Origin of the sequence: Loktanella atrilutea, from assembly GCF_900128995.1 — a bacterium.
In the GTDB taxonomy this organism is placed as follows: Bacteria; Pseudomonadota; Alphaproteobacteria; order Rhodobacterales; family Rhodobacteraceae; genus Loktanella; species Loktanella atrilutea.
Genome location: NZ_FQUE01000005.1, coordinates 37235 through 58163 on the forward strand (window position 1 = coordinate 37235; position 20929 = coordinate 58163).

The window sequence follows — 20929 nt, forward strand, 5'->3', positions numbered from 1 at the left end:
TCAGACTCCTTCGACAAGGATCAGGGTGCTGATCGCACAGCGGCGGCGGATCTCGGCGACCTCCTGATAGGCGGGGTCGTTGTAGGCCGCCTGCGCGGCCTCGTATGTGTCGAATTCGATGACGACGTGACGGCCCATCTCCTCGCCCTCCGGCGTCTGGGATGCGCCACCGCGCACGATGAAGCGCCCGCCGTGGGATTCAAGGATCGGCGTGTCGCGGCGGACGTATTCGGGATACCCCTCCGGGTCCGTCACCTTCACATGGCCGATGATGTAACCTTTTGGCATCGCGCTGTTCCTGTCGCTGTCGTTTCTTCTTGGGTAGGGCGGGCCGTGACGGCCCGCCCCCTGTCATGTCGGTCCCTTACTGGGCCAGCCACGCCTGGAACTTGGCGTCCAGATCGTCGCGGTAGTCGGCCCACCAGCCGTAGTCATAGTTGTGGACGTTGGTGGCGTTGGCCGGATCGGTCGGCATGAAGGGTGCCATGTCGATGCCCAGCGACGCATGCTGGCCGACCAGCGGGGCCGAGGACTTACGTGCCGGGCCATAGCTGATGTAGGCGGCCTGATCGGCCAGACGCTGGGTGTCCGTCGCGAACTTCAGGAAGTCCATGACGCGGGCCTCCTTCTCGGGGGCCAGGCCCTCGGGGACGATCCAGCCGTCGAGGTCGAAGGACTGCATGTCCCACAGCATCTCGATCGGCTGGTCCTGTTCGACGATCGCGCTGAACAGACGACCGTTGAAGGTCGAGCCCATCACGACCTCGCCATCGGCGAGCAGCTGGGGCGTCTCGGCGCCGGCGGTCCACCAGACCACCTGATCCTTGATCGTGTCCAGCTTGGCAAAGGCCTGCTGCTGGCCCTCGTCGGTGCCCAGCACGTCGTACAGGTCTTCCTTGGCGACGCCGTCGCAGTAAAGCGCCCATTCCATGTTGTCGATCGGACGCCGCTGCAGGGCGCGCTTGCCCGGATACTTTTCCAGGTCGAAGACGTCGCAGACCGTGGTCGGGGGCGTGTCGCCGACCATGTCGGTGCGATAGCCGAAGGTCGTCGAATAGACGATCTGCGGCACGAAGCAGTCGTTGATCAGCAGGTTGCCGAAGTCGTCGGTCGGGGTAGAGCCATCGTCGCCGGGCGCCAGCACTTCGTCGAAATCAAGCTCCTTGGCGATGCCCTCGTCGCACAGGCGCAGCGCATCGGACGCCACGACATCGACCAGATCCCAGGTGATGTTATTGGCTTCGTTCATCGCGCGCAGCTTGGCCACGGCCTCGGCCGAGGACTCGTCCCAGGTCACGTTCACTTCGGGGTGCGCTTCAAGGTAGGGTTCGACGTAGGCCTTCAGCTGGCTGTCCTGATAGGCCCCACCCCACGATACGATGGTCATGTCGTTCGACATGTCCTGCGCGAAGGCGCCTGTCGCGACCAGCGAAAATGCCGTCGTTGCGATCAGTGTTGTCTTCAAGGTCATTCGTAAACTCCCGTTTGGTTACCCGGTCATGATCTTTTCGGGCAAGGCCGCCGGGCGTGGCCTGCCCTGTCTCGCATCAGGCGTCCAGCGCGCGGCAGTCCCGCGGCAGCCAGCCGATGTCGATCGTGGACCCCGGTGTCAGCTTGACCTGATCGGGGGAATTGCGTGTCTTGATGACGAAATCGTCGATGCCCGCGACCCGCAGGCGCGTGCGGAAGATGTCGCCCATGTAGATGAATTCCAGCACCTCGGCCTTCAAAGTGTGGGCATTTGGCCCCAGCTTCTTGGTGTCGACCTCGACCCGTTCGGGCCGGATGCTGACCTTCGTGCGCTCGCCGACCTTGCTCACGTTCACCGGCACGGCGTCGATGGTCTCTCCGCTGTCCAGCTTCACGACGCAGGTGTCGTCCCTGATTTCCGCAACGACGCCTTCCAGCGTATTGTTTTCGCCGATGAATTGCGCGACGAAGCTGTTCTGCGGCTCTTCGTACAGCTGGCTTGGCGTCGCCAGTTGCTGAATGCGGCCGGCTTCGAACACCGCGACGCGGTCCGACATGGTCAGCGCCTCGGTCTGGTCGTGGGTCACGTAGACCACGGTGATCCCCAGCTTGTGCGCCAGATCGGTGATTTCGAACTGCAGCGTCTCGCGCAGCTGCTTGTCGAGCGCGCCCAGGGGTTCGTCCATCAGCACCAGCTCCGGCTCGAACACCAGTGCGCGCGCCAGCGCGATCCGCTGCTGCTGACCGCCCGAGAGTTGCGACGGACGGCGCCCCGCAAAGGTCCCCATCTGCACCATGTCAAGAGCGCGTTTCACCTTCTGCTGCTGCACGTCCTTGGACATCTTGCGGACCTGCAGCGGAAACGCGAGGTTTTCGGCCACGGTCATGTGCGGGAACAGCGCATAGTTCTGGAACACCATGCCGATGCCCCGCTTGTGCGGCGGGATATCGTTGATCGGCTTGCCCTTGAGGCGGATATCCCCATGGGTCGCGGTTTCGAACCCGGCCAGCATCATCAGGCAGGTGGTCTTGCCGGACCCCGAAGGTCCAAGCATCGTCAGGAACTCGCCCTTCGGCATCGACAGGTTCAGATCCTTGACGACAAGGTTCTCACCGTCATAGCTCTTTTGAACGCGGTCGAATTCCACGAAAGCGTCGTCGCCTTGCGCCACGCCAATCTCCCCGTTGTGTCCGGCGGGTTATCCCGCACTCTTCTGATGCGAAATAAAGCAACCGACCGCCCGATATGCAACCGGATTCCCGGTGAACGCCAAAAAGCGCGTTATTGCAGGGGGATATCCTGCGGGGGCGGCGTTTCGCAGGCGATTTTCCCGCAACTTTGCTTATCAAACCGGCGTTCCCGTGTGATCCCGCAGGTTGTGCGACGATCCGATCCGGCGCGCGATGGCTGCGCCGGGACGGCAAAACGGGACGTCAGACCGGACATAGAATCCTGATCTTGCGCAATCTTTGGTACAAAGGGGACATCGCGACAAGCGGGCCAGATCGCGCCGCAACGGCCCGACTCGACCGGCCACAGGCCGTCACATAGCGAATGTTGGGGAAAAGGCCCTGGTGCGGTCGGGGGGACTCGAACCCCCACTCCGGTTAAAGAACAGCGACCTCAACGCTGCGCGTCTACCAATTCCGCCACGACCGCACGTCAGGGCTTGGGCCGCTTGCTAGCCAAAGTGCAAAGCCGCATCAAGCCCCAATCGTGCGCGCGCCGCGCTTTGCGAGGCGCGGCAAGCCCACAGGACCCCTGACGCCCGCCGCCAAGCCCGGACAAGCCCATTCCCCCGGTGGCGGTCCCAGTCCGGGACGCCTATATCTGCGGCCGCAACATCAAGGAAAAGTCTGCTGCCGCGCCTGTCCTTCACCTTTACGACAAAGACACCCGGCCTTCGGTTCCGAAGTGCCCCGCGTGCCGTTTCCCCCTGCCCCGATATCCGAAAGGCCGGGCCACGGCCCGCGTGAACAAGATGGTCGCTTGGCTCACCTCCGAGACCCCCGTCCCCTACCCTGACGCGCTTGCCTTCATGGAATCCCGCGCCAAGGCCATCGCCGCCGGCGAGGCGGAGGAACTGATCTGGCTGCTGGAACACCCTCCGCTCTACACCGCCGGCACCTCTGCCCGGGTCGCCGATCTGGTCGATCCCGACCGCTTTCCGGTCTTCGACGCGCGCCGCGGCGGACAGTATACCTATCACGGCCCCGGCCAGCGTGTCGCCTACGTCATGCTCGACGTGGGCCGGCGTGGCCGTGACGTGCGCCGCTTCGTGCAGGATCTGGAACGCTGGATCATCATGGCGCTCGACCGTTTCAATGTGGTGGGAGAGATCAGGCCCGGCCGCGTCGGGGTCTGGGTCGCCCGGCCGGACAAGCCGCTCGCCCCGGACGGCACGGTGCAGGAAGACAAGATCGCAGCCCTCGGCATCCGGCTGCACAAGTGGGTCAGCTTCCACGGGTTGTCGATCAATGTCGAACCCGATCTTTCGCACTTCGACGGCATCGTGCCCTGCGGCGTCCGCGACCACGGCGTCACCAGCCTCGTCGATCTGGGCCTGCCGGTCACGATGGACGACCTCGACGTCGCCCTGCGCCAGACCTTTGCAGAGGTCTTTCCCGACGCATCCTAGGCGCGTCGCGCCCCACGCTTCCGTGGCGGCCGGTCGCGGCACCGCCAGGTCACGTCCCCTGCCCGCAACGGCCCCGCCCTGCGCCAATATATCCCAGCCAAGACGTGCCTTTGAATGTTGCGATGCCCGGGACGACCCACTAGAACGGGCGCAATGCAGGACGCCGGGCGAAGTGACTCGCGCGCGCTGACAGTCCGTAGCCAAACCCGAGGGAGAGCCACATGGCAGACGCCGCCATCCACGGCCATGACCATCACGACGAGCGGGGGTTCTTCACCCGCTGGTTCATGTCCACCAACCACAAGGACATCGGTGTCCTGTATCTGTTCACCGCAGGCCTTGTCGGCTTCATCTCGGTGGCCCTGACCGTCTTCATGCGGGTCGAGCTGATGGAACCGGGCGTCCAGCACATGTGCATGGAAGGCGCGCGCATCTTCACCGACGCGGCCACGCCCTGCACGCCCAACGGGCACCTCTGGAACGTGCTGATCACCTACCACGGCATCCTGATGATGTTCTTCGTGGTCATCCCGGCCCTGTTCGGCGGCTTCGGCAACTACTTCATGCCGCTGCAGATCGGCGCCCCGGACATGGCGTTCCCGCGGATGAACAACCTGTCCTATTGGATGTACGTGGCCGGCACCGCCCTCGGCGTCGCCTCGATGCTCGCCCCCGGCGGCAACGGCCAGGCCGGCTCCGGCGTAGGCTGGGTGCTTTACCCGCCGCTCTCCACCTCCGAGGGCGGCATGTCGATGGACCTCGCCATCTTCGCCGTTCACCTGTCGGGCGCGTCCTCGATCCTCGGTGCGATCAACATGATCACGACCTTCCTGAACATGCGCGCCCCCGGCATGACCATGCACAAGGTGCCGCTCTTCTCGTGGTCGATCTTCGTCACCGCATGGCTGATCCTGCTGGCTCTGCCGGTGCTGGCCGGCGCCATCACGATGCTGCTGATGGACCGCAACTTCGGCACCACCTTCTTCCAGCCCGAAGGCGGCGGCGACCCGATCCTCTACCAGCACATCCTGTGGTTCTTCGGTCACCCCGAGGTCTACATCATCATCATCCCCGGCTTCGGCATCATCAGCCACGTCATCGCGACCTTCTCGAAGAAGCCGATCTTCGGCTACCTGCCGATGGTCTATGCGATGGTGGCGATCGGTGTCCTCGGCTTCGTCGTCTGGGCGCACCACATGTACACCGTGGGCCTGTCGCTGACGCAGCAGTCCTACTTCATGATGGCGACGATGGTCATCGCGGTGCCCACGGGGGTCAAGATCTTCTCGTGGATCGCGACGATGTGGGGCGGTTCGGTGGAGTTCAAGACGCCGATGCTCTGGGCGATGGGCTTCCTGTTCCTCTTCACCGTCGGTGGCGTCACCGGCATCGTGCTGAGCCAGGCCGGCATCGACCGCGTCTACCACGACACCTACTACGTCGTGGCGCACTTCCACTACGTGATGAGCCTCGGCGCCGTCTTCGCGATCTTCGCGGGCATCTACTTCTACCTGCCCAAGATGTCGGGCCGCATGTATCCCGAATGGGCCGGCAAGCTGCACTTCTGGGCGATGTTCATCGGCGCGAACATCACCTTCTTCCCGCAGCACTTCCTCGGCCGTCAGGGCATGCCCCGTCGCTACATCGACTACCCGGAGGCCTTCGCCACCTGGAACTACGTCTCGTCGCTGGGGGCCTTCCTGTCCTTCGCCTCGTTCCTGTTCTTCATCGGCGTGCTGTTCTACACCCTGTTCCGCGGCGCCAAGGTGACCGTGAACAACCCGTGGAACGAATGGGCCGACACGCTGGAATGGACCCTGCCCTGCCCGCCGCCCGAGCATACGTTCGAGCAGCTGCCCAAGCAGAGCGACTGGGACAAGAGCCACGCACACTGATCCCGACCCACGACGAAACAAGGCCCCGGAGCGATCCGGGGCCTTCTTCACGTCCGCGGCCCTGCACACGATCACCCGTGTCGTGACCCGCCGGGATCACCTCTCCGAACGGATCCCGCCCGCGGGCTTCGCCGTCCCCGCACTCACAGATTGATGTCGTAGGTCACCCACGGCGTGCGCGCTGCCAGCCGGTCATAGACCCCGCGCGCCCGGTAATTGTCCTCTGCCGTGATCCAACGGATCACCGACCAGCCCCGCGCCGCGCCGATATCGCGCAGCGCCGCGATCAGCGCATCCGCGGCCCCGCTTCCCCGCGCCGCGGGATCGACGAAAAGATCGTCCAGAAATCCCCCGGTGCGCGCCGACAAGGGGCGGGCAAAGGCGCGGTAATGGGCCAGCCCGACGACCGCACCATCCGCGGCGCAGGCCACCAGCCCCTCCGTCTCGTGCCCTGCCTCCATCAGCCAGCCCCAGACCGTGTCGCGCATCGCCGCCGTCTGGTCCACCCGGTAGAACGCCGCATAGCCGGCATAAAGCCGATCCCAGGCCGGCCGGTCCGGCCCCCCTACCGCGCGAATCGTGATCGTCATGCCAATCTCCTCTGCTGTACGCACCGCATATCCTTGGCACACCGCACGTCATCTGGCCAACGAGACGCCCGCGAAGGGCATCCCGCCCACCCTCTTCGCAACCGGCGCCACCGGCATCACCGCGACCAACCGGCACAGTTGCCAGTTGCGGCCGCCCTGCTACAACATGCACATGCCCTACGAATGGTCGCCCGCACCGCCGCACGCCGATCCGGACTGGACCCTTGCGCTCTGGCCCTACCGGTCGCTGCTGCGGCGCGATTTCGCGCTGTTCATGGGGGCCACCGCTGCGATCATCACGCTGCCCCTGCTGACGGTGCTGGGCACGGCGGTGCTGTGGGGCCTGCTGCCATTCTTCGCCATCGCCTTCACCGGCCTGTGGTATGCGCTGAACGTCAGCTACCGTCGCGGAGAGGTGCTGGAAGAGCTGCGCGTCACCGCCGACACCGCCCACCTGACCCGCCACAACCCAAAGGGGCCGCGACAGGACTGGCAGGCGAACCGCTACTGGGTCAGCGTCCACCTGCACCCCAAGGGCGGCCCGGTGGACAATTACATCACCCTGCGCGGCGGCGACCGCGAGGTCGAGATCGGCGCCTTCCTCGACGCCGCCGAACGCCTGGCGCTCTACGACGAACTCAAGCGCGCCCTGCGCGGCTGACATCCGCGCACCGGAACGCGACGATACGCCCGCCAGCGTCCGGTCCTTCTTCTTGTCGCAAATACCTTGGGGTCCGGGGCAAAGCCCCGAAAAGGGGTGGGCGGGCGGGCCCGCCCCACCCCACCGTCATCCCAGACGGTCCTTCACCATCGGCCCGACCCGGGCAAAGTCCATCTGCCCGGTGTATTTCTCCTTCAGCACCGCCATCACCCGGCCCATGTCGCGGATGCTCTCCGCCCCGGTCTCGGCGATGGCCGCATCGACGGCGGCGGCGGTCTCATCGGCATCCAGCTGACGCGGCAGGAACTCTTCCACGACCTTGATTTCCGACAGTTCCTTCTCGGCCAGCTCCAGCCGGCCGCCTTCCTCGTAGGCGCGCGCGCTTTCCTGCCGCTGCTTGACCATGCGGCCCAGGATCGCCAGCACGTCGGCATTGTCGACCACGGCGCCATCCTCGGCGCCGGTGCCGCGCAGCGCGATGTCGCGGTCCTTGATCGCGGCATTGATCAGCCGCAGGGTGGAAAGCCGGTCCGCCTCGCGGGCCTTCATCGCGTCCTTGAGTGCTGCGGAAAGTCGCTGTCGCACGTCCATGTGGGTCGTCCTGTTTCTGAGGTCGGCGCAACATAGGGGCCCGTCCGGTCCCTGACAAGCAGGGCGGACGTGGCGTCACGGCCGCCCCTTGACCCCGGCCCGCGGCCCCCGTAGGACAAGCCGAATATGGCGCCCGCGCCTGCCCGCGCCCGCCCGCCAGCGCCTGCCGAAGGGGACCCCGCATGACCAGCACCGACACCGCGAAACCCACCGCCTGCCTCGCCCTCGCCGACGGCACCGTCTTCTACGGCCGTGGCTTCGGCGCCACCGGCCAGACCACGGCAGAGCTTTGCTTCAACACCGCCATGACCGGCTATCAGGAGATCATGACAGACCCCTCCTACGCGGGGCAGGTCGTGACCTTCACCTTTCCGCACATCGGCAACACCGGCGTGAATGCCGAGGATGACGAGACGGCGGACCCCGTCGCCGCCGGCATGATCGTGAAATGGGACCCGACCGAATCCTCGAACTGGCGCGCCACCGAGGAACTGACGACCTGGCTCGCCCGGCGCGGCCGGATCGGCATGGGCGGCATCGACACCCGCCGCCTGACCCGTGCGATCCGCCAGCAGGGCGCCCCCCATGTGGCGCTTGCCCATGACCCCGACGGCAACTTCGACATCGCGGCCCTCGTCGCCGCGGCGCGCGGCTTCAATGGCCTCGTCGGCCTCGACCTCGCCAAGGACGTGACCTGCGTCCAAAGCTACCGCTGGGACGAGATGCGCTGGGCCTGGCCAGAGGGCTATGCCCGGCAGGAGGCGCCGAAGCACCGGGTCGTCGCCATCGACTACGGTGCCAAGCGCAACATCCTGCGTTGCCTCGCTTCGGCCGGTTGCGACGTGACGGTGCTGCCCGCCTCGGCCACCGCCGACGAGGTGCTGGCCCTGAACCCCGACGGCGTCTTCCTGTCGAATGGTCCCGGCGATCCGGCCGCGACCGGCGTCTATGCCGTGCCCACCATCAAGGGCGTGCTCGACCGCAGCGACGTGCCGGTCTTCGGCATCTGCCTCGGCCACCAGATGCTTGCGCTGGCGCTCGGGGCGCAGACGATCAAGATGAACCACGGCCACCATGGCGCCAACCATCCGGTCAAGGACCGGACCACCGGCAAGGTCGAGATCACATCGATGAACCACGGCTTCACCGTCGACAGCCAGACCCTGCCAGACGGGGTAGAGGAGACGCATGTCAGTCTCTTCGACGGGTCGAACTGCGGCATTGCTCTGGCCGACCGGCCGGTCTTCTCGGTCCAGTATCACCCCGAGGCGAGCCCCGGCCCGCAGGACAGCTATTACCTGTTCGAGCGCTTTGCCGATGCCATGCAGGCGCGCAAGGTGAACTGAGCCCGACCCGGGTTAATGGTTCCTTAACGACCCCCTGACCTACTGGACCCGCAACTCAGGCGGATCCATGACGATTCTCGCGCCCTGCCTTCCCGTGGCGGATCCGGATCCGCCCCCGTCGCATCCCCACCGCACGGTGGATCCGGCCGTGCTGCTGCGACGGCTGGTGCAGGACGGCTGCATCTCTCCGACGCAGGCCCAGTCGGCGCAGGACATCGCCAGCCACGAGGGTCTGACCCCGCTCGGCGTGCTGCAGACGCGGTTCAGCCTGTCGCAACGCAGTCTGGCGATGGTGCAGAACGCGGCCCTCTCCGCCCGGCTGATCGATCCCATGGTGCACGCCCCCGACCGCGCCCTCGTGCAGGACTACGGTGCGGCACAGGCGATGGCCGGCGGCGTGCTGCCATGGCGCCGGATGGGCGACTGCACGCTGGTCCTGTCGTCGGACTATATCCGCTTCGAACGACATCGCACGGCACTGGAATCCGCCCTCGGCCCGGTCCGCATGGCGACCAGCACACCGGACCAGATCGCGGGGGTGCTGGCGCGGGATTTCGGCCCGGACCTCGTCCGGCGCGCGGAACAGCGCCCGCCGGCCACCGACAGCTGCCGCGGCTGGCGCGCCGGACGCGTGCTGCGGCGGATCATACTTGCCGCCGCCCTGCTGGTGGCCGCGACCGTCGCCGCCCCCGCCACCGTGATCACCGCCTTTTCGGCCCTCGCCGTGCTGCTGCTGGTCCTCACCGGCGGCATCAAGGTCGCCGCGGCGCTCAGTGGCCTGCGCCAAAACCACGTGCCGCCCCCCGACACCGCCGGGACCCTTCCGATCATCACGCTTCTCGTCCCCCTCTACCGCGAACGGGCCATCGCCGATCACCTGCTGACCCGGCTAGAGGCGCTGGATTACCCCCGCGAACGCCTCGACGTCTGCCTCGTGCTCGAAGACAACGACGACACCACGCGTGACGCCCTCGGCCGCACCCGCCTGCTGACCTGGATGCGGTCGATCACCGTCCCCGAAGGCACCCTGCGCACCAAGCCGCGGGCGCTGAACTACGCGCTCGACTTCGCGCGGGGCAGCATCGTCGGCGTCTACGACGCAGAGGATGCGCCCGCCACCGACCAGCTGCGCATCGTCGCACGGGCGTTCGATCGGGCGGACCCGCAGGTCGCCTGCCTGCAGGGGGTGCTCGACTATTACAACAGCGGCGCCAACTGGCTGACCCGCTGCTTCACCATCGAATACGCCAGCTGGTTCCGCGTGGTCCTGCCCGGCTACGCCCGCATGGGGCTGGTCGTGCCGCTGGGCGGCACCACGCTGTTCTTCCGCCGCGACATCCTTGAATCCCTCGGCGGCTGGGACGCCCACAACGTGACAGAGGATGCGGACCTCGGCCTGCGGCTGGCACGGGCGGGCTACCGGACCGAATTCATCCCCACCGTCACCGAGGAAGAGGCCAATGGCCGACCCTGGTCATGGGTCAAGCAGCGGTCCCGCTGGCTCAAGGGGTACGGCGTGACCTGGTGCGTGCACATGCGCGACCCGGCGGCGCTCTGGCGCGACCTCGGCGCGTGGCGGTTCTTCGGCGTGCAGGTGCTCTTTGCGGGCACGCTGTCGCAGTTCCTGCTGGCGCCGCTGATCTGGTCGTTCTGGCTGGTGCCCTTCGGGCTGCACCACCCGGCGATGGATGTGCTGCCCCGCCCGGCCTTCTGGGCCATGGTCGGCCTCTTCATCGCCTGCGAGCTTGCCAATTTCGCCATCGCCGCCCTCGCCCTGCGCCGCGCCGACAAGGCATGGCTGACGCCATGGGCGCTGACCCTGCAGGTCTATTTCCCGCTCGGGGCCGTCGCCTGCTACAAGGGTCTGCTCGAACTCGCGTGGAAGCCGTTCTACTGGCACAAGACCGCGCACGGCCTGCTGCTGCCGCCGCAGCAGGCTCCTCTCGTCAGGGCGCTGCCTCCACCTTCGCGGCATCCAGTTTCAGACGGGTGACGAAGGCCTGAGAGATATGCGCCCGCAGCGCCGCATCCGCCGCATCGCCGTCGCCCGCGGCAATGGCCGCGACGATGCGCTCGTGTTCCTTCAGCGTGTCGCCGCCCCGCCCCTTGGCAGAGATCGAGGTCGTGGCCAGCAACGCCATCGACCGGTGCACGAGGTCAAGCTGCTGCACGAGGAACCGGTTGTGTGACGCCAGATGGATCTGCTTGTGGAACCGCCGGTTCGCACGGCTCAGCGCCTCCGGGTCGTCCTTCAGCGCCTCGTCGGCGGCCAGCATGTCGCGCAGCACCGCGATCTCCTCCGGCGTCGCATGACGCGCCGCCAGCCGCGCGGCCAGCCCCTCCAGCGTGCCGCGCACGACGTAAAGCTCCGCCATCTGCGTGTGATCGAGAGAGGACACGATCAGCGACCGCCCGTCGCGGGTCAGCAGGCTCTGCGTCTCCAGCCGCTGCAGCGCCTCGCGCACCGGCGTGCGGCTGACGCCCAGCCGGTCGGCCAGCTCGCTTTCCACCAGCCGGTCGCCGGGCTTGTAGATATGGCTGTCGATCGCCTCGAGGATCAGCGCATAGGCATCCTTCTGCGGTGTGGCGCGGTCTTGCATCGTGATCCCCCGGTCTGCCGCCAGCATAGCGGTCCACCACGGGCGCAGGCAAGGATGTCGCAGCGCGCGGCCTTTCCGAGCGGTCCGCCCTGACCTATGTTCCAGCCATGGACAGAACCCAGACAGACCTGCTGATCAGCGGCGGCGGCGTCGCCGGCCTCGCGGCGGCCGTGGCCTTCGGCGGGGCGGGCTTCGCCGTTACCGTCGTGGACCCCGCCCCGCCCGTCACCGATGCCGCGGATCCCGGCGCCGACCTGCGCACGACCGCCTTCCTGCAACCGGCACAGGCAGTCCTCGACCGCGCCGGCCTCTGGTCCGGGCTGGCCGCCCAGGCCACGCCGCTCGCCATCATGCGGATCGTGGACGCGTCGCAGGATCCCCCCGTCAGCCGCGACTTCGCCGCCAGCGACATCTCGGACGCGCCCTTCGGGTGGAACCTGCCGAACTGGCTGCTGCGCCGGGTCATGGTCGACCGCATCGCGGGCATGGACAACGTCACCCTGCGCACCGGCACCGGCTTTGCCAGCATGGTCGCGCGCACCGATCAGGCCCTCGTGCGGCTGACCGACGGCACGCAGGTCGCCGCCCGCCTCGTGATCGGCGCCGACGGCCGCGGATCACCGGTGAGGGACGCCGCAGGCATCGGCGTCACCACCACGCGCTATGGCCAGAAGGCGGTGACCTTCGCCGTCACCCACCCCGGCCCGCACAACGGCGTCTCGACCGAAGTGCATCGTTCGGGCGGCCCCTTCACGCTGGTCCCCCTGCCCGACCACGACGGTCGGCCCTGCTCCTCCGTCGTCTGGATGGACACCGGGCCGCGGATCACGGCCCTCGCCGCGCTCTCCGATGCCGACTTCACCGCCGCGGCCAACGACCGCAGCGCCGGGGTGAATGGCCCGCTGACGCTTGTGGGTCGCCGGTCGGTCTGGCCGATCATCAGCCAGATCGCCGACCGCATCACCGCCCCCCGCACCGCGCTGGTGGCAGAGGCGGCGCACGTCATGCCCCCCATCGGGGCGCAGGGCCTGAACATGTCGCTGGCCGACATCGCCGCCCTGCGCGACCTTGCGCAGGCGAACCCCGACGCACTGGGATCGCCTGCGATGCTCGCCGCCTACGCCCGCACCCGCAATGCAGAGATGCGGCTGCGCGTCGCCGGGATCGACGCCCTCAACCGCACCTCGATGGCGCAAAGCCCGCTGATCCACGACCTGCGCGCCCTCGGCGTCCGGGCGCTGCACGACGCCGGCCCGGTCCGCCGCCGCCTGATGCGGCTCGGCCTCGGCGCGTCCTAAAGCACCCGGTCCAGCACCGGCAGCAGCCGGTCCAGCGTGCCCTGCACGTCGTAAAGCTTGTCGAGCCCGAAAAGCCCCAGCCGGAAGGTCATGAAATCCGCGGGCTCGCCCACCTGCAACGGCACGCCTGCCGCGATCTGCATCCCCTCGCGCTCAAAAGCCGCACCCGACTTCACCTCCGGATCGTCCGTATAGCTCACCACGACGCCGGGCGCCCGAAACCCTTCCGCCGCGACCGATTGCACCCCCTTGGATGCCAGATGCGCGCGCACCGCGTCCCCCAGTTCCCACTGCGCCGCCTTGAGCTTCTCGAACCCGTGGTCGCGCGTCTCCTCCATCGCGTCACGGAAGGCGCGCAGCCCATCGGTCGGCATGGTCGCGTGATAGGCATGGCCCCCGTCCTCGTAGGCCTTCATGATCGCGCGCCACTTCTTCAGGTCGCCCGCGAAGGAGTTCGAGGTGGTCGCCTCCAACCGCTGCGCCGCGCGGTCCGACAGCATGACAAGTCCGGCGCAGGGCGTGGCCGACCAGCCCTTCTGCGGCGCCGAGATCAGGACGTCGACGCCGGTGGCCTTCATGTCGACCCAGACGCAGCCCGAAGCGATGCAGTCGAGCACCATGATCGCCCCCACCTCATGCGCCGCATCGGCCATGGCGGTCAGGTAGTCGTCAGGCAGGATCATCCCCGCGCTCGTCTCCACATGGGGGGCGAAGACCACGTCGGGCTTCGCGTCGCGGATCGCCTGCACGACCTCTGCGATGGGCGCCGGCGCAAAGGGGGCGCGGCTGTCGTTGCCGGTCTGGCTCGCCATCTTCACCGTGGTCTGGGCCGCGAAGCCGCCCGCGTCGAAGATCTGGGTCCAACGATAGGAAAACCATCCGTTGCGCAGGATGAAGCAATGCGCATTCGTGCCGAACTGCCGCGCCACCGCCTCCATCCCGAAGGTGCCGCCGCCGGGCACGATGGCCACCGCATCGGCACCGTAGACGTCCTTCAGCATGGCGGAACAGTCACGCATCACCTGCTGGAAGGCCTTGCTCATGGAATTGAGCGACCGGTCCGTGAAGACCACCGAGAATTCCATCAACCCGTCGGGATCGACCGGGGTCTGCGTCATCTGTCCGTCCATCGCGTCCTCCATCGCTGCTCCTCTCAGCTAGGCCGAAACGGGGCCTCAGGCAAAGCCTATCTTCACAGTCCGGTCACAGCGGTCCCGGCCTGCGCTCCTCGCTCAGCATGACGTTCGCCTCGACATTGCCGACACCGGGCAGGGTCATGATCCGCCGCCGCAGCACCCTCTCGAAATCCGCCAGATCGCGCGCCACGACCCGCAGGCGATAGTCGTACAGACCAAGCACATGGGTCACGACCTGCACCTCCGGAATCGCCCCCACCGCCCGCTCGAAATCCTCGAGGCTCACGCGCCCCTTGGTCGCCAGCTTGAGGCCCAGAAACACCGTCACCCCGAACCCCAGCCGCTCCGCATCGAGCTGCAGACGCCGCCCGCGCAGGATGCCGCCCTCCTGCAGCCGCCGGATCCGCCGCCAGGTCGCGGGCTGGCTCAGCCCCAGCTGTCGTCCCAGCGCACTCGCCGGCTGCGCCGCATCCGCCACCATCAGCCGCAACAGCGCCCGGTCCAGATCGTCCAGCGTCACAGCGGCAGCCCCGTCTCGGACTTCACCGCCGCCACGTCCATCAGCGCCTCGATATCCGCGATATGCGGCAGCGACAGGATGCGCCTGCGATAAAGGTCCTGGTAATGCGCCAGATCCCGCGCCACCAGCGCCAGCCGCACGTCGACCCGGCCAAGGAAGGTCTGGATCTCCAGCACCTCCGCCACCTCCCGCGCCGCCGCCAGAAAGGCGTCGAAGGCCCCCGGCACCGTCTTGTCCAGCGTCACCCGCAGACTGACCTGCAGAGGATACCCCAGTGCCGCCCAGTCGATCACCGCCGTCTGGCCCCGGATCACGCCATCCGCCGTCATCCGGTCCAGCCTCCGCGTCGCCTGCCCTGCCGTCAACCCTGCCAGTGCGGCCAGTTCCGGCACCGTCAGGCTCGGGTCCGCCTGCAACCGGCGCAGCAGCGCCCTGTCCTTGTCATCCAACATGAAAATCACATATACCGCGCATTTCGCGAATGATAGTCCTCGCTTTTTCCGAAATACTCAAAAATCCACCCTCGCAACCCGCGCAAATCTCCTTATGGTGCGCCCCAATGCAACCAACCAAGGGACAACCCCCATGCGCGTTTACTACGACCGCGATTGCGACGTGAACCTGATCAAGGACAAGAAGGTCGCGATCCTCGGCTACGGCTCCCAGGGCCACGCCCATGCCCTGAACCTGCGCGACAGCGGCGCCAAGAACCTCGTCGTCGCCCTGCGCGAAGGCTCCCCCTCCGCCCAGAAGGCCGAGGCCGAGGGCCTGAAGGTCATGGGGATCGCCGAGGCCGCCGCATGGTGCGACCTGATCATGTTCACCATGCCCGACGAACTGCAGGCCGAGACCTACCGCAAATACGTCCACGACAACCTGAAGGAAGGCGCCGCCATCGCCTTTGCCCACGGCCTGAACGTGCACTTCGGCCTGATCGAGCCCAAGCCCGGCGTCGACGTCATCATGATGGCCCCCAAGGGCCCCGGCCACACGGTGCGCGGCGAATACACCAAGGGCGGCGGCGTGCCCTGCCTCGTGGCCGTCCACCAGGACGCGACCGGCAAGGCGATGGACATCGGCCTGTCCTACTGCTCCGCCATCGGCGGCGGCCGCTCCGGCATCATCGAGACCAACTTCCGCCAGGAATGCGAAACCGACCTCTTCGGCGAACAGGCCGTGCTCTGCGGCGGTCTGGTGGAGCTGATCCGCATGGGCTTCGAGACGCTGGTCGAGGCCGGATACGAGCCCGAGATGGCCTATTTCGAATGCCTGCACGAGGTGAAGCTGATCGTGGACCTGATCTACGAAGGCGGCATCGCGAACATGAACTACTCGATCTCGAACACCGCCGAATACGGTGAATACGTCTCCGGCCCCCGCATCCTGCCCTACGACGAGACCAAGGCACGGATGAAGGCGGTCCTGAAGGACATCCAGTCCGGCAAGTTCGTGCGCGACTTCATGCAGGAAAACGCCGTCGGCCAGCCGTCCTTCAAGGCGACACGCCGGATCAACGACGAACACCAGATCGAGAAGGTGGGCGAGAAGCTGCGCGGCATGATGCCCTGGATCTCCGCCGGCCGCATGGTCGACAAGGCCCGCAACTAGGCCGCACCGCAACGACGAAAGGCCCGCCCACCGGCGGGCCTTTCACATGGCGCCCGGGGCCCCGGTGCAATGGCAGCGGCCCCGGTCCGCCTGCGGCGCAGGAAGATCTTGGCACAGTCGGGTCTTTCCGCTGTTTCTCCATCGCGGCCTTGCTATAGACAGGGCACACCGATGCGGCGGGACACGTGACCAGCGCCGGCAGCGGCAACAGAAAACTGAAGCCCATGACGAACCTCCCGTGTCGGGGGGCGTGGACATGGTACGGCATTGGACCCCCATGCAGAACGCGACGACAAGCTCCACCGCACCGACCGCAGGCAACTGGGCGTCGATCGGCGTTCTCGGCCTGATCTGGGGCGGCACCTTCATGGTGGTCGCGGTGGCGCTGCGCGGCTACGGGCCATTGACCGTGGCCTGCGCGCGCACCACCCTCGGGGCGCTGGCCCTGCTGGGCCTACGGGCTGCCCTGCACCGGCCATGGCCCGCCCTGACGCCGCGCCTGCTGAAGTACCTCGCGCTGATCGGCGTGCTGAACACCGCCCTGCCCTTCGCCCTGCTGTCATGGGGCCAGCAATACGTGCCCTCCGCCTTCGCCGGCATCTCGATGGCGGCCCTGCCACTCTTCGTGCTGCCGCTGGCGCATGTCTTCAGTGACGAGGCGCTGTCGACCCGCCGCCTGATCGGCGTGATCGTGGGCTTCACCGGCGCGCTGGTCCTCATCGGCCCCGGCGTGCTGCGGATCGGCAGCGGGTGGGAACCGCTGGGTCAGGTCGCCTGCCTGACCGCGGCGGTCTCCTATGCCATCGCCAGCATCATGACCCGCCGCTGCCCGCCGATCGATCCGATCGTGCTGGCGGCGCTGACGCTGGCCGTCGGCAGTGCGGTCCTGATCCCGGCGATGCTGCTGGTCGAGGGCATTCCCGGCCGCGCCGCTCCGGTGCAGATGGGGGCCATCGTCTTCCTCGGCCTCTTCCCCACCGCCCTCGCCGCCCTGCTGCGTGTCACGGTCATCCGCTCCGCCGGCTCGGTCTTCATGACGCTGGTCAACTATCAGGTGCCGCTCTGGTCCGTCCTCTGCGGCGCGCTGATCCTGTCGGAAACCCTGCCCCTGCGCTTCTTCGCAGCGCTCGCCCTCATCCTCTGCGGCCTCGCCATCAGCCAATGGGCCAGCCTGACCCGCCTCTGGTCCCGCCCGGCGGCCTGAGGGTTCCCCTTCTTCTCGTCGAAAATACCTCGGGGTTTGGGGCAGAGCCCCAAGGCACCCTGCGCCGCCGTCACGCCGCCCGCGCGACTGCCTCCACGATCCCGTCCACCACCTCGACCAGCAGGTCCGGGTCCTCGCACTCGGCCATCACCCGCACCAGCGGCTCCGTCCCCGACTTGCGGATCAACAGACGCCCCTGTCCCGCCAGACGCCCCTCGGCATCGCGGATCACCGCCTGCACCGCCGCGGCGCCCAGCGGATCGCTGCCCGCGGCATAGCGCACGTTCTTCAGCAGCTGCGGCACCGTCTCGAAGCTTTGCGTCAGTGCGCTGGCCGGCTGGCCGGTGTCGATCATCGCCGCAAGGAAGTGCAGCCCCGCCAGCAGCCCGTCGCCGGTGGTGGCGTAATCCGTCATCACGATATGGCCCGACTGTTCGCCGCCCAGATTGTGCCCGCCGGCGCGCATCGCCGTCACCACGTGCCGATCCCCCACGGCGGTGCGCTCCAGCGAGAGGCCCTGCCCCTGCAGGAACCGCTCCAGCCCGAGGTTGGACATCACCGTCGCCACCAGCGTGCCGTTCGACAGCTTGCCGGCCCGTGCCCAGCGGGCGGCCATCAGCGCCATGATCTGGTCGCCGTCCGCCACGCGCCCGGTCTCGTCGAGGATCATCACCCGGTCCGCGTCACCGTCGAGGCAGATGCCCACGTCGGCGCCGGTCTCCAGTATGGTGCGCGCCGCCAGCGCGGTGTCGGTGGACCCGCAACCCGCGTTGATGTTGAATCCGTCCGGCGCCGTGCCGACCGCCACCACCGTGGCCCCCAGTTCCCACAGCACCTCGGGCGCGACCCGGTGCGCGGCGCCATGGGCGCAGTCGATGACGACCTTCAACCCGTCCAGTCGCATGCCCTGCGGAAAGGACGCCTTCAGCCGCTCGGCATAGCGGAACCGTCCGTCGTCGATCCGCTTGGCGCGTCCGATGTTGCCGGCCTGCACCGGCTCCACCCCGTCGGCCACCAGCCGGGTGATCTCGTCCTCGGCCGCGTCCGACAGCTTGAACCCGTCGGGGCCGAAGAACTTGATCCCGTTGTCATGGTGCGGGTTGTGGCTGGCAGAGATCATGATGCCCACGTCGGCGCGCATCGAGGTCGTCAGCATCCCCACCGCCGGCGTCGGCACCGGCCCCAGCAGCAGCACGTTCATGCCGGTGCTGGTCAGCCCGGCGGTCAGGGCGCTTTCGAACATGTAGCCCGACAGCCGCGTATCCTTCCCGATCACGACCCGGTGGCCGTTCGACCCGTCGTTGCGGAAATAGCGCCCGGCGGCGGCGCCGATCCGCAGCGCCAGATCGGCCGTCATCGGGTGGATGTTGGCGGTGCCCCTGATCCCGTCGGTTCCAAACAGTCTGTCCATCGTCCCCTACCTTCCGTTCAGCGCCAGCATCATCGCGCAGGCGGCCTTCGTCTCGCTCGTATCGTGAACGCGGTGAATTTGCACCCCCTGCGCGACCCCCGCCAGCGTGACCGAGAGGGAACCCGCCGCCCGGTCCGCCGCCACGGGCCGACCGGTCAGCGTGCCGATGAACCGCTTCCGCGAGGCGCCCAGCAGCACCGGGCATCCCAGCGCATGGAACAGCGACAACCGCCGTAGCAGGGCAAGGTTGTGGTCCATCGTCTTGCCGAAGCCGATGCCAGGATCGACGACGATCCGGTCCGCGGCGATCCCCGCCGCCCGCGCCGCCGCGATCCGCGCGGCCAGATGGTCGTAGACGTCCAGCAGCACATCGTCATAGCGCGGATCGTCCTGCATCGTGGCGGGATCGCCGCCGCTGTGCATCAGGCAAACCGGCTGGCCACTCTCCCCCACCACCTGCGCCATGTCCGCGTCCCAGCGCAGGGCAGAGACGTCGTTGACCAGCGTCGCCCCCGCCGCCAGCGCCGCCCGCGCCACACCAGCCTTGCGCGTGTCGATAGAGATGGCCACGTCGCTCTGCCGCCGCAGGGCCGCGATGACCGGTGCGGTGCGGTCCACTTCCTCCGCATCGGCCACGGTCACGGCACCGGGTCGCGTGCTTTCGCCGCCGATGTCGATGATCTCTGCCCCGTCCGCCTGCATCGCCAGCGCCTGCCGCAGCGCCACCTCCGGCGCGGCGAACCGCCCGCCGTCGGAAAAGCTGTCGGGCGTCACGTTCAGGATGCCCATGATCCGGGGCCGGTCCATGGCAAGCCCCGCCACCGCCGGCCGCGCCGCTGTCAGGGCCGTCACTACATCCTCGGGCAGCGCCTCGGCCGACACGATCCGGGGCGCCGCGTCGCGCGACAGAACCTCGATCCGGTCGAACCAGCACCAGCCGCCCGCAAGGGTCAGCGCCCCGGCGGGGCGCGCAGGGTCGGTCTGCGGGATCGGGCGGTAATAGAGGGTCATCGCAGGTCGGTCGCATCGACCGGCAGGGCGCGGGCGGGAACGGCGGCCTGCGGCGCATCGGCCCCGATCACCAGCAGTTCCGCCGCCTCGACCTGCCCCGCGAACCAGGCCACCAGCGCTGCGGCGTCGGCGGGGCCCGCGGCCGGGCCGTCAACCGCGTCCAGCATGATCTTCGATGGTGCCCAGATGCAGGTCTGGCCGTTCTTCATCGCCCAGTCGAGCTCCGTCCGGCTGCCGACGACGATCAGCCGCGGGTCGCGGGCGGCCAGCACCCATGCGTTCTGCTCGATCGCCAGCAGGTCGATCCGCCGCTGCGCCAGCGCATGGGTCGCGCGCGGCGCGGGCGTCGGCGCCGGTCCCACGCAGACGATCAGCGGCGCGTCCAGCGCGATCAGGCTGTCCAGCCAGCCCGTCAGGCGGTCGGATTCCAGCGCCGCGTCGGACAGGAACAGCACCCGCGGATGCGGCGTCGCCGTATGGTCCTGCCCGGCGGGCTTGTGACCATCGCGGGCGCGCACGATCTCGACCCCTAGGGAAAACGGCCCCCGGTCCAGTTTCTCGATCCGCACGAAGACCCGCTCGGCCTGCGGTTCGTCCAGAATGCGTTCGGCCACGCGGGCCGCGAGGGTTTCAAGCAGGTTGATGCGCTCCGCGCGCAGTTCGGCGCCGATGGCTTCCGTCACGCGGTCATAGGACAGGATGCGATCGACATCGTCGTCGATCGGGCCGGTCTGGGGCAGCACCTCGACCACGACGTTGAAGCGCACGCGCTGCAGATGCCCGCGTTCCTGCTGAAAGGCACCGATCTCGACCTCAACGACATAGTCGCGCAGGGAAATCCGGTCATAGGGCAGATCGCCGCTCGCCGCGGCCCGCTCGGAGGGGTGGGCAAAGGCCAGTCGGATGTCGTCGGTCATGGCAAAACCCCGGCGGTCTGAAGCGTGCCGCA

The 20929-nt window shown here is 67.8% G+C and carries 20 protein-coding genes and 1 tRNA gene; 8 read left to right on the forward strand and 13 right to left on the reverse strand.

Translation table 11 applies throughout. The features are described 5' to 3' along the window. The 4 genes from BUA54_RS11455 to BUA54_RS11470 form a co-directional block, all read right to left on the reverse strand. Positions 1–288, reverse strand: a complete 288-nt coding sequence (locus BUA54_RS11455; protein WP_072857403.1) for a DUF1330 domain-containing protein — start codon at positions 286–288, stop codon at positions 1–3. A gap of 76 nt (positions 289–364) precedes the next feature. After that, positions 365–1471: an extracellular solute-binding protein gene (locus BUA54_RS11460; protein ID WP_072857404.1), complete on the reverse strand. Its 1107-nt coding sequence runs from the start codon at positions 1469–1471 to the stop codon at positions 365–367. A 76-nt stretch (positions 1472–1547) separates the two neighbouring features. Then, a complete protein-coding gene (locus BUA54_RS11465; protein ID WP_178352743.1) occupies positions 1548–2642 on the reverse strand; it encodes an ABC transporter ATP-binding protein in 1095 nt (364 codons plus the stop codon). Between the two features lie 401 nt (positions 2643–3043). Further along, positions 3044–3130: transfer RNA gene (locus BUA54_RS11470), tRNA-Leu, on the reverse strand. A gap of 313 nt (positions 3131–3443) precedes the next feature. Between BUA54_RS11470 and lipB the strand changes: the two genes are divergently transcribed. Next, positions 3444–4109 carry a lipoyl(octanoyl) transferase LipB gene (gene lipB / locus BUA54_RS11475; RefSeq protein ID WP_281250645.1) on the forward strand — a complete coding sequence of 222 codons (666 nt, stop codon included), beginning with the start codon at positions 3444–3446 and terminating at the stop codon, positions 4107–4109. Between the two features lie 221 nt (positions 4110–4330). Further along, a complete protein-coding gene (gene ctaD, locus BUA54_RS11480) occupies positions 4331–6004 on the forward strand; it encodes a cytochrome c oxidase subunit I (RefSeq protein WP_072857406.1) in 1674 nt (557 codons plus the stop codon). 143 nt (positions 6005–6147) lie between these two features. Here ctaD and BUA54_RS11485 read toward each other — a convergent pair whose 3' ends face one another. Further along, positions 6148–6594, reverse strand: coding sequence for a GNAT family N-acetyltransferase (locus BUA54_RS11485; protein WP_072857407.1), 447 nt, complete (start codon positions 6592–6594; stop codon positions 6148–6150). A 172-nt stretch (positions 6595–6766) separates the two neighbouring features. On the opposite strand from BUA54_RS11485, the gene BUA54_RS11490 reads away from it, so the two are divergent. Continuing rightward, entirely contained in the window at positions 6767–7255 is a 489-nt protein-coding gene (locus BUA54_RS11490) for a DUF2244 domain-containing protein (RefSeq protein WP_072857639.1), read from the forward strand. 126 nt (positions 7256–7381) lie between these two features. Here the strand turns inward: BUA54_RS11490 and BUA54_RS11495 are convergent, their stop codons facing one another. Continuing rightward, on the reverse strand, positions 7382–7846 hold the full coding sequence (locus tag BUA54_RS11495) for a GatB/YqeY domain-containing protein (protein WP_072857408.1): 465 nt from the start codon (positions 7844–7846) through the stop codon (positions 7382–7384). Positions 7847–8028: 182 nt separating this feature from the next. On the opposite strand from BUA54_RS11495, the gene carA reads away from it, so the two are divergent. Beyond that, entirely contained in the window at positions 8029–9192 is a 1164-nt protein-coding gene (gene carA, locus BUA54_RS11500) for a glutamine-hydrolyzing carbamoyl-phosphate synthase small subunit (RefSeq protein WP_072857409.1), read from the forward strand. Positions 9193–9259: 67 nt separating this feature from the next. Further along, positions 9260–11185: a glycosyltransferase family 2 protein gene (locus BUA54_RS11505; RefSeq protein ID WP_084114355.1), complete on the forward strand. Its 1926-nt coding sequence runs from the start codon at positions 9260–9262 to the stop codon at positions 11183–11185. On the opposite strand, the gene BUA54_RS11510 is transcribed toward BUA54_RS11505, so the two are convergent. Continuing rightward, positions 11139–11792 (reverse strand): GntR family transcriptional regulator, encoded by a 654-nt coding sequence (locus BUA54_RS11510; protein WP_072857641.1) that lies wholly within the window; start codon positions 11790–11792, stop codon positions 11139–11141. The two genes, BUA54_RS11505 and BUA54_RS11510, sit on opposite strands and share 47 nt — an antisense overlap. Positions 11793–11899: 107 nt before the next feature. Here BUA54_RS11510 and BUA54_RS11515 point away from each other — a divergent pair, with 107 nt between their 5' ends. Beyond that, positions 11900–13090, forward strand: a complete 1191-nt coding sequence (locus tag BUA54_RS11515; RefSeq protein WP_072857410.1) for a UbiH/UbiF family hydroxylase — start codon at positions 11900–11902, stop codon at positions 13088–13090. Here BUA54_RS11515 and BUA54_RS11520 read toward each other — a convergent pair. The 3 genes from BUA54_RS11520 to BUA54_RS11530 all read right to left on the reverse strand — a co-directional run bounded on the left by BUA54_RS11520 (position 13087) and on the right by BUA54_RS11530 (position 15198). Then, the gene (locus BUA54_RS11520) at positions 13087–14232 is read right to left on the reverse strand and encodes an aminotransferase class V-fold PLP-dependent enzyme (protein WP_245810642.1); all 1146 of its coding nucleotides are present in this window, start codon (positions 14230–14232) and stop codon (positions 13087–13089) included. The two genes, BUA54_RS11515 and BUA54_RS11520, sit on opposite strands and share 4 nt — an antisense overlap. A gap of 61 nt (positions 14233–14293) precedes the next feature. Further along, positions 14294–14746 (reverse strand): Lrp/AsnC family transcriptional regulator, encoded by a 453-nt coding sequence (locus tag BUA54_RS11525; protein ID WP_072857411.1) that lies wholly within the window; start codon positions 14744–14746, stop codon positions 14294–14296. Beyond that, positions 14743–15198 carry an Lrp/AsnC family transcriptional regulator gene (locus BUA54_RS11530; RefSeq protein ID WP_072857643.1) on the reverse strand — a complete coding sequence of 152 codons (456 nt, stop codon included), beginning with the start codon at positions 15196–15198 and terminating at the stop codon, positions 14743–14745. Before BUA54_RS11530 ends, BUA54_RS11525 begins: the two co-directional genes overlap by 4 nt. 133 nt (positions 15199–15331) lie before the next feature. Here BUA54_RS11530 and ilvC point away from each other — a divergent pair, with 133 nt between their 5' ends. Next, positions 15332–16354 carry a ketol-acid reductoisomerase gene (gene ilvC, locus BUA54_RS11535; protein WP_072857412.1) on the forward strand — a complete coding sequence of 341 codons (1023 nt, stop codon included), beginning with the start codon at positions 15332–15334 and terminating at the stop codon, positions 16352–16354. Positions 16355–16631: 277 nt separating this feature from the next. Continuing rightward, positions 16632–17558, forward strand: a complete 927-nt coding sequence (locus BUA54_RS11540) for a DMT family transporter (protein WP_072857413.1) — start codon at positions 16632–16634, stop codon at positions 17556–17558. Between the two features lie 70 nt (positions 17559–17628). Here the strand turns inward: BUA54_RS11540 and glmM are convergent, their stop codons facing one another. Genes glmM through BUA54_RS11555 form a run of 3 tightly spaced genes read right to left on the reverse strand, consistent with a single transcriptional unit; the run spans position 17629 to position 20897 of the window. Further along, entirely contained in the window at positions 17629–18969 is a 1341-nt protein-coding gene (glmM, locus tag BUA54_RS11545) for a phosphoglucosamine mutase (protein WP_072857414.1), read from the reverse strand. A gap of 6 nt (positions 18970–18975) precedes the next feature. Next, positions 18976–19980 (reverse strand): dihydropteroate synthase, encoded by a 1005-nt coding sequence (folP, locus tag BUA54_RS11550; protein WP_072857415.1) that lies wholly within the window; start codon positions 19978–19980, stop codon positions 18976–18978. Then, the gene (locus BUA54_RS11555; RefSeq protein ID WP_072857416.1) at positions 19977–20897 is read right to left on the reverse strand and encodes a dihydroneopterin aldolase; all 921 of its coding nucleotides are present in this window, start codon (positions 20895–20897) and stop codon (positions 19977–19979) included. The genes folP and BUA54_RS11555 overlap by 4 nt, the downstream gene beginning before the upstream one ends. Between the last annotated feature and the right edge of the window lie 32 nt (positions 20898–20929).